Raw genomic sequence first — 23596 nt, 5'->3', positions numbered from 1 at the left:
TTTAAACTGTTTGGGGGCACGTAAAAGCAACTTTCAAAAAATGCCGGCACACCGATGGATTTCACCAAAATCCGAAAAATACTGTTTTTAAGAGAATTAATTGGTAGTTTTGAGACAGACTGCCGTTGTGCGGCATTTAAATGAAACGACTAATTCACATATCGACAATAGTTATTCTGACAATTGGAGTAATTTCTTGCGACCGAATCAGAAATAAATCTGAGCAAGTAGTTGAGAAGGCTAAAGAAAAAACCAAAGACGAACTAAGGGAGCAAACTAAAAATGTAATTGAGAAAGTTTACCCACCATTTGACCACGACAAACCGGACACAGAGAACAACAAAAAAAGATTTAAAGACTTTTTGAAAGTTGAAATTAAACCGGACGTTAAGAATATCTACTGCTTTGATGACGCAATTGGAATTGACGCAGATTATATGTTTGCGTTTAACTGCAACAACTCAACTTCGAAGAAAATAATAGAAGTACATAATCTGACAATTGACACTCTAAACTCAGATAATGGATTTGGATTGCAACACGACTTTGAATGGTGGGACAAGAAAAGAATTGAAAAACTACAGAAATATAGTTGGACAAACGGAAATCAGTATTTCAAATATTATTGGTACGACAAGGAAAATAAAAAAGCTTATTTCTTTGACTTTGATATGTAAAAAATAAAAAACGACCGCACAACAATGGGTATAAAACATAGGGCGGACAGTGGTATCCGCAAGTTTTCGTCTCTTTTCAAAGTTCGTTTCGGGCGGACAGATAAGAGCTTCGAAATGCCCTACGTTTCATACCCGAACCGTTGTGAGTAATTAATTTGACTCTAGTTTAGCAAAACCAACTGTCTTACGATAAATATCAGGTGATACTCCTACCTTCTTTTTAAAAAATCGACTGAAATAGAATTCATCGTCGTAACCTAAAAAAGCAGCAACTTGTTTCACTGGTTTAGAAGTTAAATAAAGTTCTCGTTTCGCCTCAATAATAATCCTATTTGAAATTAAGGATGAAGTCGTTTGATTGAGATATTTCTTGACGATACCGGCTAAAGTTTTAGTACTTACACTTAGTTCATCTGCGTATTCTTGGGGAGAATGGAATTTGCAATAATTACTCTCAATTGCATCGACTAAATTTTGTAAAATTTCTGTTTTTGAATCTGACAATCTGGGAGTTAATTGTTGGTCAAATTGTTTCTTATGTCTGACCGCTTCTATTAAAAACACTTTTAAAAATGCCACAAGAACTTCATGCTGAGCGATTGAGTCTTTGTCCATCTCTTTCGAAATTTGATCAATCAAATTAAGAAATAGGCTTTGCTCGTTTACAGTAAAATAGGGTAAACCATGAAAATTATTAAAAAGGAATCCCTCGGTCTCTATTTCGTTTTGATGTCTATATGTACAAAAAAAATCGGGATGAAAATTCAATAAATAACCCTGACACTTTTCTTCAGAACGTATCATGAAAGGTTGATACGGAGCCAAACAAATCATTTGATTTCCTTGCAATTCAAAACTTTGAAAATCAACGCTTAGTTCATAGCTAACTCCACATAACAAAACGATAGAATAATAATTTCTTCTTTGTAAATGATCAAATTGGCTTAGGTCGTTGAACTCTTCTAATCTAAACGCAAGTTCCCCGTTTTGTTTGTCTATAATTATTTGGGCCATACTAAATTTATTTTTTAGCTCATTCAAATTTAAAAAAAAAGGAGTGCCAAAAGCACTCCTTTCTTAAATCAAATATTTATTTTGAAGCTAGAATATTAATTTTTTGAATTGCTGAAGCATCAAAGCCTTCCAAAATTACAGGTGCATTCTCCATCAACGCTGCTGCTACTTTCCCTGTTAAATGAGCATCTCTGCCAGCGTCATCTGCAAACGTATCGAAAATGGCATAAGTTTCTTCATTGATTTTAAAAGCATACCAAGATAAAGTTGCAGGCTCAGAACTTACCAATGACTTGCCCGCTTGTAAGAAATCCTCCACTGCAGATGTCTTTCCTTCTTTGGCTTTCATAATCACCAACAATCCCTTATTCTGATCACCCACTTTATGATTACTTGCTTGAACATCAACGGTCTTAATGTCTCTGCTAGGATCAAAACCTTCTAAAAGTTCTTCAGCATTGGCCAATAAGGCTTTTGCCACTTCTCCTTTTAAGTGTGCCTGTCTGCCTTCTTCAGCTTCAAATGTGTCATAAATTCCGAAAGTTTGTTCATCTATTTGAAATGCAAACCAAGATTCAGTTTTTGTTTCTGCATTTACCAATGATAAACCACCTAGAAGAAACTCTTTCACTTCTTGCTCCTTACCTTCTTTCGCTTTCATGATTACTAATAATCCGATGTTTTCATTTTTCGTGTTGTCCATAATTTTACTTTTTTTAGATTGAGAAAATACTTGAATTGTTATCCCTAGAATGAGGACTAGGCTACTTAATTTGATTAAACTTTTAAATTTCATTTTGACTTATTTTTGTTACACTACAAATGTAAAACTAAATAAGGGTGCTTGGAATGGAGATAAGAGACTTAAGCATGGACAATTTTCCAGTGACAATGAAGAATTTAAAAAAGCCCATAACACTGTATATGTAATCATAACTCCCATTCGGGCGCTACGCTTCATAGACTAGACGTTGTACGCAAGCCTATATATTTTTAATCTTTCGTAACATACTCAGATATATCCTTGGTTAAGATAAACTTGAAATTGGCAAACGTATAAAACAGCATACCTATTGTAATTCCAACAAGCGTATATTCCATTTTTGGCAAAAAGGTAGATGCTATGGTTATAAAAATACATACCAGTGTATTAATTGTCATCCTTTTACGGAAGGGAGGAATAAAAACAATATAAACGGTTTGTTTTCCGATGTAAAAAAAGCTCATTCCCGTAATCGCCAGAATTCTAAACTCATTCATATTTAGATCATTTAAAATAGCATGTCGAATCACATTAGCCAAGATTACAAAACCCATAGCTAAAAACAAGTGGGAATACAACATAGGAAACCCGTTGGTCATAGATTTAATCCGCTCATTGACATGAAAACTATCATAATATATCCACCAAATAAGGCCAATCATAATAAAACCCGTAACTGCTGCCACAATACTTAAAATGTCCCAATTGACATTTCTTAAAGTACCTGTAAGACTTATGATAGATTCTCCCAGAAGTATTATTGAAAGTAATCCTATTCGTTCTACCATATGTTCGCGATGGACTGGTTTTGGTTTCTCCAAATTCCGTGTACTTACAAGATAAATACCGAGCATTTCAACTAGAATTCCTGAAACCAAGACAATTTCCCTTAAGGGGGTTTCCAAGGAAATGGAAATAGCTGAAATTCCCGTGCCTAAAAGAATTATATAACCACTTTTCCTAGCATAACTTACAGAGTGCCGGTCTTGATTAGATGCTCTAAAAAATAAAAACACCAATATTAATTTTATAACCGCATAAAAACCGACAAAGGCAGGATAATTCTGAAAGAGATCATCTCCAAAAAATGCAGCCATGACTATCATCAAGAACATAATTGTAAGACTAAAGATTCTTTCAATCCTATTATCATGATTGAATCGATTGGAAAATAAGGTATGTACAATCCAGATCCACCAGATTATAATAAATTGTAAAGGGAATAACCAAATCTGTTCAGGAGTTAAATGGTTATTATGAGTATGCGCCAGATTATGAGTCACTACTCCAATGCTGGATACAAAAACAAGGTCGAAGAATAGTTCAAGCCAGGTAGCGTGTCGGTGTTTTAGAAAATATTCCAAATATTCAATTTTAAGGATTTACTTTTAATGAAATTGTAAACGACTTTTCCTTCAGCAACCAATTGACCTTCCTGGAAAGCTTGCGTACTTGTTACCATTAGTTTATTGCCTAAATGTACTAAATTATCTTCAACTAATCAAAATGCTTTTGCGCCTTGTAAATAATCAATTCTAAGATCAATAGTTGCTAATTTATCTTCTTTAGAACTAAAATTGGCATTTCCAACCATTCCACCTACTGAATCCATTATTAGATCAATAATGCCACCGTGCCACCTGCTTCTTCGAATGTCTCCTACCAATTCTTCCCTGTAAGGTAATAAAACCCGTACTGGCTGAACCGAAAAACCAAAGTTATACAAATGAAAGCGCTAATATATTATCGGAAAAATGTTTAGCAGATTCTAAAGAAATGGCAGTAAAATATCCTGATTTGACTAAAGCGTATTGTAAATGTTCAACTGCAAAGATTCAAGCGGAATTCACTCAAGCGGAATATATCGAGATTATTAAAATTGGAATTGAAGAACAAAAGCAAAAGTTATTACCAGTATTTCCAAGCTGCTTGTCGGATTACCAAAATAATGTGAAAAAGCATAATTAAAACATTAATACTAATAAGCTTGCGCACAACAACGGTTCATCGCCAATAAGCGGCTTCGTTAGTAAGAAAATAATTAACTTTACTAACAAACCAATACTAAGCCGACAAATCCGTGTCTCTTACTCCGCCAAATGGCGATAAACGAGACCATTGCGAGTAATTTAAATGAACATCGAAGATTCAATAATATTAGAAATTTTTAAAGGCATTTCTTTTTCAAAAAAAGAAATGAATCTTATTGAAAGTAAACTTAAAAAACTCAAGTTAAATAAAGGGACTACAATATTAAAAGCAGATGATAAAGTGAACAATCAATATTATGTTTACAATGGATGTTTAAGAACTTACTTTATTGACAAATCTGGTAAAGAACATACTTTGCAATTCGCCATTAATGATTGGTGGATAAGCGATTATACAGCTTTCTTCACGGCATCCAAAGCGATTATGTATATTGAAACTATTCAGGAAGCAACTTTATATGAAATTTCCAAAAAAAGTATGGAAGATTTATTTGTAGAGATTCCACAATTAGAAACTTTTTTCAGAAAAAAAATGGAAAGAGCTTTTGCTAGCTTTCAAAAAAGAATATTAGCAAGTTTAGCCCAATCAGCTAAAGAAAGATACGTTTCTTTTATTAGCACTTACCCAAATATTGAACAGGCTGTAAAAAATTACCATATCGCTTCTTATCTAGGAATTACTACCGAAAGCTTAAGTAGAATTAGAAAAGAAATATCTCACAATTGATTTTATTACCATACATCAATTTTTAGTACTTAATTTGACAGTAATTTTGTCTCTAATCAAAAGAATAACAACAATTATAATCGCTTTAGCTTTATTATCCTCTTGTGGTAAAAACACAAAAGAAAATAATTCTAATGAAAAAAAATTAAGTATTAACACAAAAAAAAGCAAAACAATGAAAAAAGTATTATTTGTATTAACTAATCACGAAGATTTAGGAGATACTGGATTGAAAACTGGTTTTTGGATTGAAGAATTTGCAGCGCCTTATTACTTATTAAAAGATAAAGGAATTGAAATTACTATGGCATCCGCAAAAGGTGGACAACCGCCAATTGACCCAAAAAGTAATGAACCAGATTTCCAAACTCCAGCAACCATAAGATTTAATGATGATAAAGAAACTCAAGAGATCTTATCTAAAACAATAAAATTGGAAACTGTTAATCAAGCAGATTATGACGCAGTATTTTATCCTGGTGGTCACGGTCCTTTATGGGATTTAGCTGAAGATGAAAACTCAATTGCCTTAATAGAAGATTTTTATAACAACAATAAACCTGTTGCTGCTGTTTGTCACGCTCCTGCAATTTTTAAAAACACAAAAAATACGGATGGGACATCTTTGGTTAATGGGAAAAAAGTAACTGGATTTACAAACGGAGAAGAAGAAGCTGTTCAACTAACTTCTGTTGTTCCATTTTTGGTTGAAGAAATGTTAAAGAGTAATGGTGGAATTTACACTAAAAAAGCAGACTGGAGTCCTTATGCGGTCGAAGATGGTTTATTAATAACTGGACAAAATCCTGCATCTTCAGAACCAGTTGCCGAACTATTACTAGAAAAGTTAAAGTAAAAACTACTCACAACAACGTGTCCTATGAAAAGCACTAGTTCAGTTCCTTAAAGTTACTATTTTATTTTTTAATTAATTCATCCTCTTAATTTTTAACGTATTGAATTAGGGATGAAGCTTTGCTTCTTCTTTAATTCAATACCATATAACTTGCTCCGCATCCTATATGTGATCAGCCTCTTGGGTCGTCACCAGCATCTGTATGATTATAAGTTATAATAAACCTGGCCACTTGCTATAAATATGTGATCCAACCTTTTGGCGGTCACCCACGTTGTTTTGTGGTACAGGTAAATCTACTTCTTTGTGAGCTTTGTTATTTTTTTATCATTCTATCACTCCTATTGTATAAGGGGTTTCTGTTTTTATTACCGCCAAGGTCCTGCTCAATAGTTTGCGGGCAACTTTAATGATTATTGACTTTACGTTCTTTCCTACATGCTTGCGGTAATATGCTTGCATCACAGGGTCTGTCCTAATGGCCTGCCAAGAGGCTTCTATAAAATAACTGCGCATCAACCGGTGCGCCCGCACCGTTATCCCAGTGCTCTTTTGATTATCACCACTTTGATGGATGCCGGGAGCCAACCCAACATAGCCCGCTAAATGTTTTATGCCATTGAAACGTCTTAGATCGCCCAGTTCGCAGATAACCCCACAGGCCACGATACCACCAATCCCTGGAATACTTTTCAGTAAGCAATAATCCTTTTTGTAATGCTTGCGGCAGTAGGCACGCATCTTTGTGGAGACATCCCGCAGTTCTTGGTCTATAAACCTAAAACTGCGCATCCTGCTATCCAATGTCTCACGGGCCGAAGGGTATGCAAAGGTTACTTCGTCAACCCAATCACGGAACTTATGGCTCCAATGGTCGTTGTCAAACTCCTCCGGAATGGCAATCCCAAAATAGAGCAGCTGCATCTTTATATAGCTCTTTGCGCGCCGAAAGTCCTTGACAAGGTCATTGCGCCTTCTAAAGAGGCTCCGCAACTGCTCACGTTCCACATCTGGGACGTGGATGCCCTCGAGCCTGCCGTCTTTAAGTTCACGGCTAATCAACTGGGCATCGATCTTATCGGTTTTGGTATATCTCTCCTTTCCCTTGCGGTGGATATCGGCTGGGTTAACCACTAGGGAGTGCCAGCCATAACTTTCAAAACTACGGTGGGCGTAATATCCGCAGCAACCGGCTTCATAGGCTGTGGTAACTTCGTGAGCGGGAAAATGCTTGCTTACATACTCCTGCAATATTTCAGGTTTAGGTGGCATGGTAAAGGACTTACCCGAGAACAGGTCGGTGGCACAGTGAATCTTCCAGCTTCGCTTGTGGATGTCGATGCCAATGTATAACTTTGGTTGGGCAGTGGGTGCAGTTTTCATATCTTATTGTTTTGGTGAACTTTAAAGATACTGGATCTACTGCTTTTTCATTGATGCTATAAGTAATAGCGACTTGGTTTTTTAATTCAAGTCGCTATTCTTTTTTATTTTGTAAATTACTTTCCGAAAGTGATCGCTAATTTGCACGCTACGAGTCATATACAAAGCCGCAGCCAATTATGACCGTCCTGTTATTATAAAACAAGGCAAATAATTTATCCTAAAAATATAAAAGTATTAATTTTGCTTGATTAAATACAAAAATTTATGTACTTGCGTAATTTGCAAAATAAAACTTTATGTCTATTAGTCTTAATCGTATTTACAAATTGCTCTAAAAAAAATGATGATTTATCAATTCCAGAAAATTCTGTTTTCGAACCTAAAACAGAATTAATTAGTTTAACAGAAAAAGAATCTAATTTAACATTGGCTTGGAAACCAGTTATAATAGATGGTTTTATAAATTATAAAGTTTATAGGCTTGATTCCCACACTGACGCATTTGACAATCCCAATCTAATTGTAAATCTAGGAGAACTTGTATATCAAACTGACAATAATTTAAACACCGAGTATGTTGATAATGAGGTTCCATATAATTCATTCATAAATTATGCTGTAGTGACCGAATATTTTAACGAAGTCAACACTATGACAAGTGTTACCAGTATTAATTATCTCTCGTACGAAAACGAAGATTTGTTTTTTTCTCTCACATCATTAGAAAAATTAGCCGACGGAAGTTTTAAATTAGTTTGGGAACAAGATTTTAACAACGCATTTGAAAATTACACGATATATACCCTTAACAACGGTTCGGCTACATCAAGTAGTGATATTGTTAACATTGGAGAGGTCTTACATATTCAAAACATTCAAGAAAATACTAGTATTATTGATAATACCCAATATACAGACGAAGTGGTTTCTTATGCGGTTTCTAAAAAAATTAACGGTAAAATAATATTAAGTAAAAACTTTTTGTCTATTGAAAACCCAAGAAACTTAAGCTTTCTACCTTCACAAACATTAAAGAACCCAAATGATGAAAATGAGATTATTATTATCAATAAAGAAGGGGGTATAGTATTTTACAATGTAAATACACTAAATAGTCAAAATGTTGAAATAGATGGTAAAATCTTTTATTGTTCAATTGGAAAATTTAATGGAATTGAAGATTTATATGTCCCAAGTGAGAATGGAAAAGTTTATGTTATAGATCTAAATACATACGAAATAAAAGAAATTATTGATTTGAATACCGACTATAACATAATATCTGCAATTGCAATTGATAACCATATATTATTTTTAGAAAAACACTTCCAAAACTCAGCTACTATTGGTGGAACGTTTGTCTATGACCGTGTTAACAATAATGTTTTAAATAGAAATGGTTCTTATACAATGAATTTGAATTCAAAATTAATTTTTGCAAAAGAAAATTATTTTTTCTTTGTTGTATGGAATGGACTAGAATATCAAAACACGTCTGCAACAAGAAGATTGAACATAAACGGAAATGAAGTCTCTATAGATTTAAGTTTTAACGATTCTAGAATCGACAGTCGTTTATTTGCTTTGTCAAGTGACCAATCATATTTTGTAAGTACAGAATTTGGTTATCAATCCACTATAAACTACCCAAATGTTACCGAATTTACAACAGGAAGTTACTCTAACAGTCCTATCTATGGAGACGTAAAAATTACTGAAAACGATAATATTTATTTTACAGTTCCAACAAGTTCTCGAATTGATGTCTTTTTGAAAAATGGATTTAACTCACCAATAGTACAATATGCAACCATTGGGGAACCATTATTTATTGAGATTTTTGAAAATCATTTAATTTCTATAAATCAAATTGAAAACAGCTATTTTATAGAGACTATTCCTAAACAATAACTGGCCACAATAACTAAGCATTCGTGTGGTCGGTACGACCCAACATGAATGCCGTGTTGACTGAACCGGTGTTAGTCGATTAGCCACTATGGGGATTGGTCTGCTTTAGGATGGTTTTTTTAGGAGTGACTTTTTCAATCTTTGGAGCATTTGCCTCCCTTACTTTTAGAAAGTATAGTTACACGGTACTTTTTATCGTTTCATAGCTACTTTATTTACTGCTTTCGGGCAGTTTTCTTGTTTTTTGGCCATAGCTGTCCCATTACGCTGGGATTTACGTTTTTTACATAGGTCTGTTTATATATTTTTAATCTGCTCCCGCCAATGGGGTGGTGGCCCGCGAGCGGTAAAGGTCGCAATGGTGACAAGGTCCCCTTTTTTACAGATCGGGCATTTTCGGTGCATCAAGGGCTCTGTTTCCACAAGTTTTGGTTTGCCCAATTGTGCCACGTGAAGGTAGGTTAGCGTAGTTTGAATGCCTGCATGGCCCAAAAGGTCTTTTACACAAATAATAAATTTATATCTGAAACTTTCTATCATCGATCAAATTACAAATGGTCAGACCGCTGTAAGCCAAGCTTCAAAAAAATATAACGTCTCAAAAAGGGCTATTGAATATTAGATCAAAAAAGTGAGAAATTATGAAAATGAACCCAAGACAATGAAAACGTTCTTAACACCCCTTTAAAAACTTCGGCATTTAGTGCCTAACCCGAATGGTTCAAGTACATTTGCCAATAGATGAAAAAGTTACATTTCTAAAGATTTTGCGAATCACCACCTACTTATGAATTGGATTGTCCTTATAATAGCCGGACTTTTTGAAGTTAGTTTTGCTTTCTGCTTAGGAAAAGCAAAAGAAGCCACCGGAACTACGGCCAACTATTGGTATTTTGGCTTTTTAGTATGTCTTGCCGTTAGCATGTGGCTATTGGTAAAAGCCACACAAACCCTGCCCATTGGTACAGCTTATGCAGTTTGGACCGGCATAGGCGCTGTGGGTACCGTGCTCATTGGTATTTTTGTTTTTAAAGAACCAGCCAACTTTTGGAGAATATTTTTCATAACAACCCTTATCGCGTCTATAGTGGGACTGAAAGTGGTTTCGCAGTATTGATCCGTTTTTTAACACTGAAACCGCTGTCCAAACAACTAAATTCAATTTTTTTAAGTATCTTTACTTACCCTACTGTTCTTCAACCTACTATAACCTCTGGTATCCCGTAAACCGGTTCGGGTTTTATACCGCGTCTTTTAAGGGTATTGGTGTTGAAAATTTACAGTGTTATCTTTTTCTTTTTTTTCTTCGGTAATATCTATGCACAACGCCCATTGCCAGAAGAATGTTATTTAAAGAAGACCAACAAACAGTGGATAAAAACTTTCAAGAAAGCCGAAACCACTGAAATCCGATTAAACCTAATCAAAGAAAAACTACTTGAAGATGCCATTTATCTGGACAATGAACGAAAAATCGTTGCCAAAGGAGACCGTTGTGGCTGCCCCATTCGGTTTGGGCTTATTGTTCCAGGTAAGAAATGGTTGGTATTGGACCTCAACGAAAACCCGGAACTGGAAGACCTGTTCCCAGATATAACTCCCGAAACCATTGACAATATAAAACTCAGTGAATTTGAAGAAAACAAACTCAACCGGTACGCAGTTGACAAATGTTCTGGCGTTACCCTTTACAGCAGCGACCGATGGTTAAAACGGAGAATACGAAAACTGGATTTAGAATAATGGCATAACACCCTACTTTTTACGCCGTCTGTTTGATCCCTTAAAAGGCTTTTTCTTTTGCGATTGCTTGCGGGATGCACGGTGCTTGACTTTATTTTCAGCTTTTTTGTCCAATACTTCCTTTAACGTTTCAGTAACTTCAAAGCCCGGTATCGTTTCACTTTCTAAGCGTTCGTCCAATAGTTTTTCAATCCCGCGAACGTATTCGTCTTCGTCAACACTCACAATTGAAATCGCTTGTCCCGAAGCTCCTGCCCTACCCGTACGGCCAATGCGGTGCACATAGTCTTCGGGCACGTTGGGCAATTCATAATTAATAACGTGCGGCAATAACGGAATGTCAAGCCCACGGGCAGCAATGTCGGTCGCTACCAATACGCGTGTTTTACCACTTTTAAATCCGGCCAGCGCTTTGGTGCGCGCTCCTTGGCTTTTGTTTCCATGGATGGCCAGAGCGGTTATCCCTGCCTTATCCAGCTTTTGGCTTAGTCGGTTCGCGCCGTGTTTGGTTCGAGTAAAAACAAGAACTTGTTGCCAGTCGCCTTCATCAATCAGCTTCGTTACCAATTTGGTTTTTTTAGATTTATTCGTTCGGTAAATTAGTTGATTTACTTTCTCTGCTGTAGTGTTTTCAGGTGTTGCTTCCACCATAACCGGGTGGTGCAAAAAGGTATTGGCTAACTTTTTAATGTCTTTTGAAAACGTTGCCGAAAACAATAGATTCTGTCGTTTGGAGGGCATGACGGCTAAAATCTTTTTAATATCACGCAAAAAGCCCATATCGAGCATTCTGTCGGCTTCATCCAACACCAATATTTCGATGTTGGCTAATGAAATAATATTTCGGCTTTGCAAATCGAGCAAACGTCCTGGAGTTGCCACTAAAATATCGACTCCTTTTCGCAAAGCTTTTATTTGGGGCTTTTCGCTTACGCCGCCAAAAATAACAGTTCCATTGCAGTTGGTAAATTCACTGTAGGTTTTTACATCGTCCATTACCTGTGCTGCAAGTTCACGGGTTGGTGTTAAAATAAGGGCTCGGATGGGACGTTTGCGCAACTGGTGTCCACTATTTAAAATTTGAAGGATGGGCAAGGTAAAAGCCGCTGTTTTTCCAGTTCCCGTTTGCGCAGAAGCCAACACATCCTTACGTTCCAATACTTTAGGGATCGCTTTTTGTTGAATGGGTGATGGAGCAGTGTATCCTTTTTTGCTAACAGCTTTTAGCAGGGCTTCGGACAGCCCAAGTGATTTAAATGACATATAGGTTGTTTAATAAATGATCCTGAAGTACTGTAAACGGATCGTTTTTGAATTGGGAGCAAAGATACACTTAATTAAATAAATAACACCTACTTGAACTGTATTGCAAAAAAAACCGCTCCATTTTATCCTGAAGCGGTTTTCTGAAAGTTATCGTTAACACTAACTTATTTCAATTTATAACTATGGCAGCAGCACCTTGTTTATTACATGCACTACTCCGTTTGATGCCTGTACATCGGTCGTTATAATACTGCTTATCCTTCCGTTAGGATCGGTAATGGTATTGTTTGTAGCGTTGATGTCAATTTCGGCACCTAAAGTGGATACGGCTCCTTCGGGCAAATTATCTTCTCTATAGTTCTCACCGGCAACAACGTGGGTGTTCAATGCAGCGGTAAGCGTCGCACTGTCAATTTCGTTCAATGTGGTAATACCCAATTCTATAAAAAGTTCGGAAAACGCCTTATCGTTTGGGGCAAACACCGTAAAAGGGGTGGGATCGGTACCAAGGTTGGTAGATAGTACCGACACAAAATCTGGTTGTCCTTGCAGTGTCAATGCGTTGGCCAACGACCCAAAATTTGAATCGGCTGTTACAAATGTCACTACTGTGGGCAGTGCAATTACCGCATCTACGGCGTGAACCACACCATTGGCAGTGTCAATGTCTGCTTTGGTAACTGTGGAAACACCATTCAGCATTACGCCCGTGCTGGTATCTACATACATACTCAATTTAGCATCGGTATCCGAAAAAGTAGCTTCGGAATTAATATAGCCCGTAGTTAAATCATCGGCTTCATTATCACCTACTACTACGTGATTCAACAGCGTTTGTTTTAAAAGGTCTTCGGGTACGTCATCCAAACTATTGAAAACATTATCCGACAAAAACGCAGCAAAAGCTTCGTTGTCTGGTGCAAATAAGGTTAATTCGGCATTTCCGTTTAGGGTCGCGGTCAATCCGGTTTTTTCCATGGCGGTTGCCAAGGACGAATATTCTGGATTGTTGGCCACATATTCTGCTGTGGTTTGTTCATCATCTACAATTGGGGAATCGTCATCATCACTGCACGAGAGCGTGAAAATGTAGAGCATTACAATTAGGGATGCATTTACTAGCTTTTTCATGTTTGTTGTTTTTTTGTATTAGAGCCGTAAATATATGTGCAGATTAAACGACCGAAAAACTATTTAACGCATTGTTTATATATTTTTAGAAACAATTAAACAATATTTAGCAGTTTTGGTGTTTTTTTAAGAAACACCCTGCTTTCTTAAAAAGAAAAAAGCCCTTCCAAAGTAATGGAAAGGCTTTTTAAAATTGGGGCAAAAAAGGTTACAGCTTAACAAAGGTTAGTAAATCGGTGCCGCCGTTGCCACCGCTTACATCTTTTAAATCAACTTGAATGGCCGTGAATTGCTCTACGTCCCAGTCGTCGTTCAGGTCGTCAAACGGATCGTCTTCACTGGCTATTTCGAAATTCAACACCAAATCCAATCCTGAACCGCTTGGTTGCACGTCCCAAGTTCCGTTTACCGTATCATTGTTGTTTGCGGCGGTAGCCGTTCCGTCTGCGTTAAAGGTAAACACATAGCCGTTGTAGTCAGCGGTCTCATCATTTCCATCGTCTATATAGCTGCCCACGCTCCATTGACCATCCACCAACACGTTTTCCAGTTCACCAGTATTGCCGCCATTGCAATCTTGATACGGATCCCGTCCAAAGGTTAAAAAGTCGGTATCGCCATTGCCACCGCTCACATCAAAGAGTTTTATTATATTGGCGTCGTACTCTTCTACGTCCCAATCGTCGTTCAGGTCGTCAAACGGATCGTCTTCATTTGCTATTTCAAAATTCAAGTCCAACTCTAGGCCGCTGCTGCTATTGGATGCGGTCCAAGTTCCGTTCACGGTGTTATTATCACTAGCAGCTACGACAGTATTATCGCTGTTGAAGGTAAATTGATAGGCTACATAGTCGCAGGTTTCGTTCTCGCCGTCATCTTCCAGAAGGTTCACAAACCAATCATTAGTGGTCAGGTTATCGACAAATGCGGCAGTTTCACCATTTCCACCACCGCCAGATGGCGTGCGCTCAAAAGTTAAAAACTCAACCTCATCGCCATCATCGTCATCACTTACATGTTTCAGTTTAATGATTTCTGAAGTGGCTTCGATAATGTCCCAATCTTCGTCCAGTTCTTCAAAAGGATCATTTTCTCCAAAGTAGAGTTCCAAATCTGGGATAGTACTGTTGGTTAGGTTCCAGTTTCCGTTTACCGTGTTTGAACCATTTGTGGCCTGTGCAGTATTATCGGTCGCGAACGTAAATTCATATCCTGCAAAATCTGAAGTATCGTCATCATCATCGTCATAGAAATAGGTCACAAACCAAGATCCGGATGTGAGGTTGGTTTCAAAATCGCTGGGCACGCCATCGCCGTCACCCGAAGCACAATCGGCTATCAAGGCCAACAGTTCGGCATTGCTGGAAACTTCGACCACGGTGCCATCTTTGAGCACTACCGAAATGGGGAAGTCCAGTGCCACGTAAGTCCCGTTTTCCAGAGAGAGCAAAAATGTCAATAGTTCTGAATCGTTATTGACCGTTTGCGTACCTATCTGTTCGTCGTTTGAGTTGTAAATAAAGAAATTCAACGGATAGACAAAATCGATACAGTCTATGGCTTCATTATCTTTATCGTCTGTTGTGCGTTGTATTAGGTTGGCCAGCTCGGAGCCTTGTTCAATAGCTTCGGAATTGGTTGGCTCTGAAACAGGATCGTCTTCTGAACAAGAACTTACCACAAAAGCAAAAGCCAAAAAGGCCAGTAACATTGTTTTTTTGATTGCATTTTTCATCATAGTTATTTTTAGGGTTTTGTATTAATAGAACAAGTTGCTTTGGATTTACCCTACCCTGCTTTTCAGAAAACAAAAAAACCACCCTAAAGAAAGGATGGTTTTCATTCAACAAAAATCAACTATGGGGAGCTTATAATTTTTCAAATACCAAGTTGTCCGTTCCGCCATTTCCGCCACTAACATCGATCAATTCAATTTTCGAATTGTTTACCGAAACGATGTCCCAGTCATCGCTCAAATCGTCAAAATCGTTGGTTTCTGGCACATCAAAAAAGATATTGAAATCGTCATCATCACTACCGGCATCGTCATCGGAGGAGTCGGCCCCATCGGTAACCGACCACGTGCCGGTAACGGTCAGTTCGTTTTTGTTGGCCACCAAAGAGCCGTCAGCGTTAAAGGTGAAGACAAATCCGTTGAAATCTGCTGTTTCGTCTGTCCCCGAATCTATAAATTGCGTGATTTGCCAAGTTCCTTTCTTTACAATTTCCGCAGTTTGGTCGGCACTGTTCGGGCTGTTTACATCGCCACTGTCATCGTTGGATGAACAGCCCGAAACAAAAGCGACGTAAAGTACGATAGTAAGAATACTCATTAGTTTCATTTTCATAGTGTGCATCATTTTTAAATTTTAGTACTGTTTTCAATTCTTTTTAAAAGTCAACGTATCTTCAATATTTCCTTCACTGTCACGGATGATAAAGGTTACCGATGTTTCTGAAAACTGAAGCACCTTATACTCGTCGTCGTCGGCATCGTTGATGGGACTGTCCATATCGAACTCAAAATTCAATGCTTCGCCAACTACCGAAACAATCCATATACCGTATACCGTTTCGGAGCCATTGTTAGCGGTTACCGTTTGGCTGGAAGAAAAGGTAAAATCATAGCCGTTGAACACGCTGGTTTCATCTTCGCCATCGTCTAAAAAGGTGTCCACATACCACGTTCCGGCCTGCAAGATATCGCGCAACTCTTGCGGGTCTGGGTCGTTGCCTCCATTTCCGTTTGGTTCCCTTTCAAAAGTGAGCAAATCGTTTTGGCCACTGCCACTTTCATCGCTCAATCTAATGGTGAGTTGTGTGGCCTCCACCACCATCCAATCGTCGTTCAGCTCTTTAAACGGATCCTCTTCGCCACTGTGGTTAAAATTGAACACCAACTCTACATCATCTTCTTCGGTTTCAACAGCCCAAAACCCGTTTACCGTTTGATCTGTGCTGACAGCCGTTGCCGAACCATCTATAAAAAAGGTAAACTCATAACCGTTATAATTGGTTGTTTCGTCATCGCCATCATCTTGAAACAAGGTTATATACCAACTTCCGGTGGTCAGGTTTTCAATCAATATATTGACTTCTTCGTTGTTTCCACCCGTATTTGGAGTACGTTCAAAAGTGAGGTAATCTACGCTGCCATCACCGCCGCTAATGTGTTTTAAGCGAATAATTTCTGAAGTAGCTTCGAGAAGTTCCCAATCTTCATCCAGTTCATCAAAAGGATCGTTGGCCCCGAAAAATAAATCAAGTTTCGGTGTGCTGCCCGTGGTTAAATTCCAAGTACCATCAATGGTAGTTGAACCATTTGTGGCTTGGGCCGTATTATCGGTAGCGAACGTAAATTCATATCCTGAAAAATCACCGGTTTCATCAAAATCGTCAAAAAAGTAGGTTACATACCAGTTTCCAGTAGTTAGGTTTTCTTCAAATTCGCTCAGCTCTTCCTCCCCGTCATCATTGCAGTCCACATTGTCCAGCAAATCTTCCAGCTCTTGGTTGTTGTTTATTGCGACCGTAGAGCCATCTTGCAAAATCACCGAAATCGGGAAATCGATACTGATGACCTCGTCTTCATCCAGATTGAACAAAAACAAATACAGTTCTACATCACTATTAATGATGACCGTTGTAGTTTGCTCGTTTTCCGTATTGTAAACAAAAAATGAAATGGAGTATACAAAATCGACACAGCTTATCGCAGTATCGCCGTCACAGGCATCGGCCAGCGCATCCAGTTCGGCTTGGCTGTTCACTTCAATCTCGGTAAAATCCTTTAAAATGAGGGTTATGGGAAATACAATTTCGAGTGTGTCGGTATCGTTGGGAAATTGGTCGAAAATTGCCTGGATCAAGGCAATATCCGCCTCGCTTTCCAGTACCACTTCTTGGCCGTTGGCAATGACCGTTACCGGGTACTTCACCTGCGTGCAGCTGTTGCCATCAATAATATCATCGCCCCCGCCCGGGTTTTGGGAGGTGCGCAGCAACAAATTGGCTAAGGTAGAGTTGGTGGTGATGGTTTCGTCCTGGTCGGTTTCGTCTATAAACTCAGATTCCTCTTTTTGGCAAGAGGCAAACAACAACCCAAAACACAGGATCGAAAAAATATAGATGGTAGCTTTATAATTCATTTTTTGTTTGGTTTGTGTAACTAAAACAAGTTACTGCAAAAATACCCTACCTAAGTTACAAAACTTTTTTTTGAATACCTTTGAAACTACATTCAACCCTATATGGACAAAAAACCAACCATCTGTAATGAAACCACGTTCAACAAGGTTTATAAAATGCATGGAAAAGCTATATGGCGGTTTATTTATTTTAAATGTGGCGACGAGGCCCAAGCAGAAGATTTGGTGCAGGAGGCTTTTATAAAACTGTGGAAAAACTGTGCTAAAGTGCCGGTAGAAAAAGCAAAATCGTTTTTATACACCATTACCAACAATGCGTTTTTAAATGAAGTGGCCCATAAAAAAGTGGTGCTGAAACATGCCAAGCATCAACCGGACAAAGTGGAAAACCAATCGCCTCAGTTTTTGTTGGAAGAAAAACAGTACCGGGAAAAGCTGCAAAATGCCATCGCTAACTTAACCGAAGCCCAACGCACTGCTTTTTTGTTGAACCGTATCGAAGGAAAAAAATACAAAGAGATTGCTGAAATTTTGGACATTTCGGTAAAAGCTGTTGAAAAACGAATGAGTTTGGCCTTGAAATCGCTTCGGAAGGAAATTTCCGGTATATAAAGTAGGGTAAAACGCCCCCTACCTGTTTTATAGTTGAAAACAAAGAATATGGAAAAAGAGTACACATTGCACAAATACCTCAACGGTGCTGCCACTGCAGAAGAAATTGAGCAGTTACAAGCCGATCCGGAGTATGCATCCTTTCTGAAAATTGCCGAAACCACGACAAGTTTCGACACACCTTCCTTTGATGAAAAAGCATCATTTAAAGCTATTTCTGAAAAAATAAACCAAAAACCAAAGGTTAAAAAACTGAACCCTTGGGCCACGGTTTTAAAAATAGCGGCTGTGTTTGCCGTAATCGTAGGCGGGTATTTGTATTTTAATTCGTTGGGGACAACCGTATCCACTTCGGTGGCCGAAAAAGAACACTTTAACTTACCAGACGGCTCTGAAGTTGCCTTAAATGCCAACTCTACCATTGAGTACCATAAAAAGAAATGGAACGATAACCGAACTTTGAACCTCAACGGCGAAGCCTATTTTAAGGTCAGCAAAGGAAATACCTTTACCGTACATACCAAAAATGGCGATATCACCGTTTTAGGAACGCAGTTTAACGTGTTCACGCGCGATTCCAATTTAAAAGTGGTCTGTTATGAAGGTTTGGTAAGCGTAGCCTATAATGACACCTTGGTAAGATTGCCAGCAGGAACCAGCCTTCAAATAAAAGAAGGGACTGTAATTACCGAAGATCGAACAACTGCTGCATCGCCCTCTTGGTTGGCCAATGAAAGCAACTTTGAAAATGCGATCTTAGCGACTGTGCTCGATGAATTGAAAAGGCAGTACGACATTGAAGTCGATGCACCAAAAGCAATTTTGAACAAGCGGTTTTCGGGAAGTTTTACACACAACGACCTTGACCTTGCCTTGGAACTGATTTCCGCCCCGTTAAATTTAACCTATACCATAGAAAAAGACCATGTAACATTATATGCAGCACAAAATAAGTAAGCAAGCGTTTGTATCTGTCTTGGCAATCTTTTTTTTCTTTGGCTTTTCCGTGTTGGGGCAAACTGAAGAAAAAAAGCCGCTTTATGCCGTTATCCAGCAATTGGAGCAGAAGTACGATATCCGCTTTTCTTATGTGCCTGAAGAAATAGCCCCAATTTTTGTTACACTTTCTAAAGAAACCGAATCCCTTCCTGTTATTTTAAAACAGTTGAACAATCAAACCCCGCTGCAATTCACGCTGTTGGACGATCGCTATGTTACAGTTGTCTCCCCACTGCGACAGAGCAAGTTATGTGGAAGGATCATGGACGCGCAAACCGGTAAACCTTTAGAAGGGGCCAATATCATCACAGAAACCAATCGGTTTTCAACCACCAGCAGTGCCGAAGGATTTTTTACCCTTTCAGAAGAAATTTCTAATAATACCTCTATCACCATCAGTTTTATTGGGTATTATCCTATGAAAATTTCTGTAGAACAATTGAAAGCCGATTGCCCCATAATCCTACTGCAACCAGAAACTGCTGTCTTGGACGAAGTGGTGATACAAACGTTTTTGGTACAAGGGATCAGTAAAAAAACAAATGGTTCAATTGCCATCAACACTGAAAATTTTGGATTGGTCCCCGGACAAGTGGAAAACGATGTGCTGCAAATTTCACAGGCATTGCCCGGCGTGGAAAGTGCCGACGAGACCATCTCGAACATCAACATCCGCGGCGGCACGCACGATGAAAACCTCTTGCTGTGGGACGATATAAAAATGTACCAAAGCGGTCATTTTTTTGGATTGATCTCTGCCTTTAACCCCGACCTTACCAAACAGGTTACGGTCTATAAAAACGGTACGCCGCCCCGTTTTGGCGAAAGTGTTTCGGGCGTAATCGATATGCGTTCCAAAAACAGGGTTTCAGAAGAATTTGCTGGTGGTGTGGGCGTCAATTTAATCAATGCCAGTGCTTTTATTGATATTCCGCTGTCCAAAAAAGCGAGCGTGCAGGTTTCAGGACGGCATTCATTGTCGTTTTTGGAAACACCGGTTTACAACACGTATTCCGAACGTATTTTTCAGGATACCGAAATCACAAACCTTGAAAACCCCGGAACCGAAACCAAAATCAATGCCGAGGAAGATTTCAGCTTTTATGATTTCAGCACAAAATTGCTTTGGGATGTTTCAGAAAAAGATGCCCTTCGGGTTAATTTTTTGACCATTGACAATTCCTTGGATTTTACTGAAAGCATCAGCGGTGCAAACCAATCGAAAACCAGCGAACTGCAACAGCGCAGCCTCGTTGGGGGTATTTCCTGGAAACGGAATTGGAGCGAACGTTTTGAAACAACCGCCATGGTGTACGGCTCGTATTATTTGTTGAATGCCACCAACAAAGACCTTTTTACCACCCAACAGCTATTTCAGGAAAACGAAGTGCTTGAGGACGGGGCGAAGATCGATTCGCGTTATAATATTTCAGAAAAAATAAACGTGCAATCTGGATATCAATTTTCAGAAATCGGCATTGGCAATACCCAAGATGTGAACATTCCACGCTTTCGGGTGTACAACAAAGAAGTGCTGCGCTCCCACTCGGTGTTTTCAAATCTCACCTATACGCCAAATCAACAAAACACCGTTATAAATGCTGGTGCACGGCTTTCATATTTCAGCAAATTTAATGAGCTCTTGGTAGAACCCAGGTTGAGCGTTCACCAAAAACTGGGCAATGGGTTTTCGGTGGACGTGCAGGGCGAATTTAAAAGCCAAAGCACCACCCAACGCATCGATTTTCAGAGTGATTTTTTGGGAATAGAGAAACGGCGGTGGGTTTTGGCCAATAATGAAGATGTCCCAATCTTGGAAAGCAAACAGGCTTCCGTGGGGCTTGGTTATCAAAAAAACAAGTGGCTGGTGAGTTTGGAAGGGTTTTATAAGACCGTCAACGGGATAACCACTTCAAACCAAGGCTTTCAGAACCAGTTTCAATTTGTAAAAGCACGTGGGAGTTATTCGGCCAAGGGGCTGGAGTTTGTATTTAATAGAAAAACAAAACGCTTTAGCGCATGGATAAGTTATCTGTTGATGAAAAATGATTACGAATTTGAAAGCTTGATACCTTCAGCATTTCCCAACAATATCGACATCCGGCATGCTGCGACGGTGGCAGGTTCGTATTCGCTGAACGATTTAAAACTAGCCTTGGGCATTAATTGGCACAGTGGGAAACCCTATACCACACCAATTCCCGGCAACGAAATTACCGTAACAAACGGCCAACCCTCCATACAATACGCATCTCCCAATACGGAGCGGCTTCCCGATTATTTTAGGGCTGACTTTTCAGCGGAATATATTTGGGGAATTTCCGATGCGGTGGATGCCAAAATAAATATCGCCGTGCTCAACCTCTTGAACAGAAAAAACACGTTGAACATCCGTTATGCCTTGGACACAGACAAAGACGGCGAAAACCGCGTTAACCAAGTAGAAGAAATATCGCTGGGGCTTACGCCGAATGTTTCGGTACAGGTGTTATTTTAAAAGACAAGGCTGTTTACATCCGCTCTGGCACGTCAATCCCCAGCAGCGAAAATGCTGTTTTTATCACTTTTGCAACAGCATCGGCCAGTTGCACCCTAAATTGTTTTTCTTCGTCGGTGTCGGCCCCTAAGATAGACACGTTTTGATAGAAAGAATTAAATTCCTTTACTAAATCGTACGTATAATTGGCAATCAACGCCGGACTGTAATTTTCAGCTGCCAGTTGCACCGTTTCGGGAAACAGTTGCAATTGTTTTAATAACTCCTTTTCCTTTTCGTGTAAGGATACTTGTTCATTGAGCTCAACTGATTGGCCACTGAGCGGAGCCGAATTGAATTTTCGTAATATCGATTGAATACGCGCATACGTGTATTGAATAAACGGCCCGGTATTGCCTTGAAAATCGACACTTTCTTCAGGATTAAACAGGATTCGTTTTTTGGGGTCCACTTTTAAAATATAATATTTTAACGCGCCCAGCCCGATGGTTTTGTACAATTGGTTCTTTTCGTCAGCGGTGAGGTCATCTATTTTCCCCAATTCTTCTGAAATCTTACCGGCGGTGTGCGCCATTTCAGCAATAAGGTCATCGGCATCCACGACCGTGCCTTCCCGGCTCTTCATTTTTCCCGAAGGCAGATCGACCATTCCGTAACTTAAATGATAGAGGTTTTCGGCCCAACTGTAGCCCAGTTTTTTCAAAATTAAGAACAGCACCTTAAAGTGGTAATCTTGCTCGTTCCCTACGGTGTAAATCATTCCGCTGGCATCGGGATGGTCTTTTATCCGCTGTATGGCGGTGCCGATGTCTTGTGTCATATACACCGCAGTGCCGTCTGCCCGCAGCACCAATTTTTCATCCAATCCTTCATCGGTCAGGTCGCACCAAACCGAGCCGTCTTCTTTTTTAAAGAACACGCCTTTTTCCAGGCCTTCTTCTATATTGTCTTTTCCTAATAAATAGGTGTCGCTTTCGTAGTAAAAACTGTCAAAATCAACACCGAGCGCATCGTAGGTTTTCTCAAAGCCATCATACACCCAACCGTTCATTTTTTCCCAAAGGGCGACTACGGCAGCATCACCTTGTTCCCATTGTTGGAGCATCTTTTGGGCTTCTTTTAAAATAGGAGCTTCAGTTTTTGCCTCTTCTTCAGTCTTACCTTGGCTTTTTAATTGCTCTATTTCTTTTTTGTATTCTTTATCAAACCGAACGTAATAATTCCCTACCAGTTTATCACCTTTAAGTCCGGTAGATTCTGGTGTTTCACCGTTCCCGAACCGTTTCCAGGCCAACATACTTTTACATATATGAATACCCCGATCGTTAATGATTTGGGTTTTGTAGGTTTTTTTACCGCTGGCCTGTAATATTTCAGCTACGGAATAGCCCAATAAAATATTCCGAATGTGCCCTAAATGCAAAGGTTTATTGGTGTTTGGCGAAGAATATTCCACCAAGACCGCATCGTTTCCTTGTGGCGTTTTTCCGAAGGAAGAAAAATCTGCTACTTTGTTGAAAAAGTCCAAATAATAGGCATCGCTCAATACTAAGTTCAAAAATCCTTTTACCACGTTGTATTTTGAAACTTCGGAAACGTGGTGTACCAAATAATCGCCTATGGCCTCCCCAATTTTCACTGGATTTCCTTTCACCACACGAAGCATGGGGAATACCACTACGGTGATATCACCTTCAAAATCCTTACGGGTGGCTTGAAATTCCACGGTATCGAGTTGGGCATCGAATGTTGATTGGACGGCTTCCTTAATTTTGGCCGTTAGGAGTTCCTGAAATTGCATAGGGTTTATTTTTAGAGTGCAAAGATAGTTTTTTAATGAGAAATCGAAGCTGAACTTGAAATTGAAATCGAAAC

The 23596-nt window shown here is 39.0% G+C and carries 20 protein-coding genes and 1 pseudogene; 10 read left to right on the top strand and 11 right to left on the bottom strand.

Translation table 11 applies throughout. From position 1 onward, the window contains the following. Positions 1-140 precede the first annotated feature (140 nt). Positions 141-677, top strand: coding sequence for a hypothetical protein (locus DDV96_RS13665; protein ID WP_240607733.1), 537 nt, complete (start codon positions 141-143; stop codon positions 675-677). Between the two features lie 150 nt (positions 678-827). Here DDV96_RS13665 and DDV96_RS13660 read toward each other — a convergent pair whose 3' ends face one another. The 3 genes from DDV96_RS13660 to DDV96_RS13645 all read right to left on the bottom strand — a co-directional run bounded on the left by DDV96_RS13660 (position 828) and on the right by DDV96_RS13645 (position 3818). Then, positions 828-1691, bottom strand: coding sequence for a helix-turn-helix domain-containing protein (locus DDV96_RS13660; RefSeq protein ID WP_116695331.1), 864 nt, complete (start codon positions 1689-1691; stop codon positions 828-830). Between the two features lie 76 nt (positions 1692-1767). After that, positions 1768-2487 (bottom strand): putative quinol monooxygenase, encoded by a 720-nt coding sequence (locus DDV96_RS16035; protein ID WP_133240856.1) that lies wholly within the window; start codon positions 2485-2487, stop codon positions 1768-1770. A gap of 197 nt (positions 2488-2684) precedes the next feature. After that, a complete protein-coding gene (locus DDV96_RS13645; protein ID WP_165806014.1) occupies positions 2685-3818 on the bottom strand; it encodes a low temperature requirement protein A in 1134 nt (377 codons plus the stop codon). Positions 3819-4230: 412 nt separating this feature from the next. Between DDV96_RS13645 and DDV96_RS13635 the strand changes: the two genes are divergently transcribed. The 3 genes from DDV96_RS13635 (at position 4231) to DDV96_RS13625 (ending at position 6028) form a co-directional block, all read left to right on the top strand. Further along, positions 4231-4422: a hypothetical protein gene (locus DDV96_RS13635; RefSeq protein ID WP_116695326.1), complete on the top strand. Its 192-nt coding sequence runs from the start codon at positions 4231-4233 to the stop codon at positions 4420-4422. Between the two features lie 165 nt (positions 4423-4587). After that, positions 4588-5172, top strand: coding sequence for a Crp/Fnr family transcriptional regulator (locus DDV96_RS13630; protein ID WP_116695325.1), 585 nt, complete (start codon positions 4588-4590; stop codon positions 5170-5172). 55 nt (positions 5173-5227) lie between these two features. Then, positions 5228-6028 carry a type 1 glutamine amidotransferase domain-containing protein gene (locus DDV96_RS13625; protein WP_116695343.1) on the top strand — a complete coding sequence of 267 codons (801 nt, stop codon included), beginning with the start codon at positions 5228-5230 and terminating at the stop codon, positions 6026-6028. A 327-nt stretch (positions 6029-6355) separates the two neighbouring features. Here DDV96_RS13625 and DDV96_RS13620 read toward each other — a convergent pair whose 3' ends face one another. Continuing rightward, complete coding sequence (locus tag DDV96_RS13620; protein WP_116695324.1) at positions 6356-7411, bottom strand: IS110 family RNA-guided transposase; 1056 nt, start codon at positions 7409-7411, stop codon at positions 6356-6358. A gap of 273 nt (positions 7412-7684) precedes the next feature. On the opposite strand from DDV96_RS13620, the gene DDV96_RS13615 reads away from it, so the two are divergent. Further along, positions 7685-9325 (top strand): hypothetical protein, encoded by a 1641-nt coding sequence (locus tag DDV96_RS13615; RefSeq protein ID WP_133240855.1) that lies wholly within the window; start codon positions 7685-7687, stop codon positions 9323-9325. Between the two features lie 297 nt (positions 9326-9622). On the opposite strand, the pseudogene DDV96_RS16225 reads toward DDV96_RS13615, so the two are convergent. Next, positions 9623-9766 (bottom strand): annotated as a pseudogene (locus DDV96_RS16225) (IS91 family transposase); the annotation flags it as partial. Between the two features lie 346 nt (positions 9767-10112). Between DDV96_RS16225 and DDV96_RS13600 the strand changes: the two are divergent. Next, a complete protein-coding gene (locus DDV96_RS13600; protein WP_116695322.1) occupies positions 10113-10442 on the top strand; it encodes a DMT family transporter in 330 nt (109 codons plus the stop codon). A 152-nt stretch (positions 10443-10594) separates the two neighbouring features. After that, positions 10595-11068 (top strand): hypothetical protein, encoded by a 474-nt coding sequence (locus DDV96_RS13595; protein ID WP_133240854.1) that lies wholly within the window; start codon positions 10595-10597, stop codon positions 11066-11068. 12 nt (positions 11069-11080) lie between these two features. Here DDV96_RS13595 and DDV96_RS13590 read toward each other — a convergent pair whose 3' ends face one another. From DDV96_RS13590 to DDV96_RS13570, 5 genes are all read right to left on the bottom strand, one after another. Further along, the gene (locus DDV96_RS13590; RefSeq protein ID WP_116695320.1) at positions 11081-12331 is read right to left on the bottom strand and encodes a DEAD/DEAH box helicase; all 1251 of its coding nucleotides are present in this window, start codon (positions 12329-12331) and stop codon (positions 11081-11083) included. 183 nt (positions 12332-12514) lie between these two features. Next, positions 12515-13465: a fasciclin domain-containing protein gene (locus DDV96_RS13585; RefSeq protein ID WP_116695319.1), complete on the bottom strand. Its 951-nt coding sequence runs from the start codon at positions 13463-13465 to the stop codon at positions 12515-12517. A 208-nt stretch (positions 13466-13673) separates the two neighbouring features. Further along, positions 13674-15203, bottom strand: a complete 1530-nt coding sequence (locus tag DDV96_RS13580) for a hypothetical protein (protein WP_133240853.1) — start codon at positions 15201-15203, stop codon at positions 13674-13676. Positions 15204-15333: 130 nt separating this feature from the next. After that, positions 15334-15813: a hypothetical protein gene (locus DDV96_RS13575; protein ID WP_240607731.1), complete on the bottom strand. Its 480-nt coding sequence runs from the start codon at positions 15811-15813 to the stop codon at positions 15334-15336. Between the two features lie 33 nt (positions 15814-15846). Beyond that, positions 15847-17613 (bottom strand): hypothetical protein, encoded by a 1767-nt coding sequence (locus DDV96_RS13570; protein ID WP_116695317.1) that lies wholly within the window; start codon positions 17611-17613, stop codon positions 15847-15849. Between the two features lie 102 nt (positions 17614-17715). Here DDV96_RS13570 and DDV96_RS13565 point away from each other — a divergent pair, with 102 nt between their 5' ends. From DDV96_RS13565 to DDV96_RS13555, 3 genes are read left to right on the top strand one after another with little or no spacing between them, the layout of a single operon-like run. After that, complete coding sequence (locus tag DDV96_RS13565) at positions 17716-18225, top strand: RNA polymerase sigma factor (RefSeq protein ID WP_116695316.1); 510 nt, start codon at positions 17716-17718, stop codon at positions 18223-18225. 48 nt (positions 18226-18273) lie between these two features. Then, entirely contained in the window at positions 18274-19182 is a 909-nt protein-coding gene (locus DDV96_RS13560; protein ID WP_116695315.1) for a FecR family protein, read from the top strand. Next, positions 19163-21721 carry a carboxypeptidase-like regulatory domain-containing protein gene (locus DDV96_RS13555; protein WP_116695314.1) on the top strand — a complete coding sequence of 853 codons (2559 nt, stop codon included), beginning with the start codon at positions 19163-19165 and terminating at the stop codon, positions 21719-21721. The genes DDV96_RS13560 and DDV96_RS13555 overlap by 20 nt, the downstream gene beginning before the upstream one ends. Positions 21722-21734: 13 nt before the next feature. On the opposite strand, the gene argS is transcribed toward DDV96_RS13555, so the two are convergent. Continuing rightward, positions 21735-23522, bottom strand: coding sequence for an arginine--tRNA ligase (gene argS, locus DDV96_RS13550; protein ID WP_116695313.1), 1788 nt, complete (start codon positions 23520-23522; stop codon positions 21735-21737). Positions 23523-23596: the final 74 nt, after the last annotated feature.

Source organism: Marixanthomonas spongiae, from assembly GCF_003095375.1.
Classification (GTDB): Bacteria; Bacteroidota; Bacteroidia; order Flavobacteriales; family Flavobacteriaceae; genus Marixanthomonas; species Marixanthomonas spongiae.
Note: the sequence above shows the minus strand (reverse complement) of the source record. Positions and strands in the feature narration are given on the sequence as shown.

What these genes read in the sequence shown, in the direction of transcription:
- DDV96_RS13665 (WP_240607733.1), top strand. Translation starts at nt 141, where the DNA reads ATGAAACGACTAATTCACATATCGACAATAGTTATTCTGACAATTGGA.
- DDV96_RS13660 (WP_116695331.1), bottom strand. Translation starts at nt 1,691, where the DNA reads ATGGCCCAAATAATTATAGACAAACAAAACGGGGAACTTGCGTTTAGA.
- DDV96_RS16035 (WP_133240856.1), bottom strand. Translation starts at nt 2,487, where the DNA reads ATGAAATTTAAAAGTTTAATCAAATTAAGTAGCCTAGTCCTCATTCTA.
- DDV96_RS13635 (WP_116695326.1), top strand. Translation starts at nt 4,231, where the DNA reads ATGGCAGTAAAATATCCTGATTTGACTAAAGCGTATTGTAAATGTTCA.
- DDV96_RS13630 (WP_116695325.1), top strand. Translation starts at nt 4,588, where the DNA reads ATGAACATCGAAGATTCAATAATATTAGAAATTTTTAAAGGCATTTCT.
- DDV96_RS13620 (WP_116695324.1), bottom strand. Translation starts at nt 7,411, where the DNA reads ATGAAAACTGCACCCACTGCCCAACCAAAGTTATACATTGGCATCGAC.
- DDV96_RS13600 (WP_116695322.1), top strand. Translation starts at nt 10,113, where the DNA reads ATGAATTGGATTGTCCTTATAATAGCCGGACTTTTTGAAGTTAGTTTT.
- DDV96_RS13590 (WP_116695320.1), bottom strand. Translation starts at nt 12,331, where the DNA reads ATGTCATTTAAATCACTTGGGCTGTCCGAAGCCCTGCTAAAAGCTGTT.
- DDV96_RS13585 (WP_116695319.1), bottom strand. Translation starts at nt 13,465, where the DNA reads ATGAAAAAGCTAGTAAATGCATCCCTAATTGTAATGCTCTACATTTTC.
- DDV96_RS13580 (WP_133240853.1), bottom strand. Translation starts at nt 15,203, where the DNA reads ATGATGAAAAATGCAATCAAAAAAACAATGTTACTGGCCTTTTTGGCT.
- DDV96_RS13575 (WP_240607731.1), bottom strand. Translation starts at nt 15,813, where the DNA reads ATGAAAATGAAACTAATGAGTATTCTTACTATCGTACTTTACGTCGCT.
- DDV96_RS13570 (WP_116695317.1), bottom strand. Translation starts at nt 17,613, where the DNA reads ATGAATTATAAAGCTACCATCTATATTTTTTCGATCCTGTGTTTTGGG.
- DDV96_RS13565 (WP_116695316.1), top strand. Translation starts at nt 17,716, where the DNA reads ATGGACAAAAAACCAACCATCTGTAATGAAACCACGTTCAACAAGGTT.
- DDV96_RS13560 (WP_116695315.1), top strand. Translation starts at nt 18,274, where the DNA reads ATGGAAAAAGAGTACACATTGCACAAATACCTCAACGGTGCTGCCACT.
- DDV96_RS13555 (WP_116695314.1), top strand. Translation starts at nt 19,163, where the DNA reads ATGCAGCACAAAATAAGTAAGCAAGCGTTTGTATCTGTCTTGGCAATC.
- argS (WP_116695313.1), bottom strand. Translation starts at nt 23,522, where the DNA reads ATGCAATTTCAGGAACTCCTAACGGCCAAAATTAAGGAAGCCGTCCAA.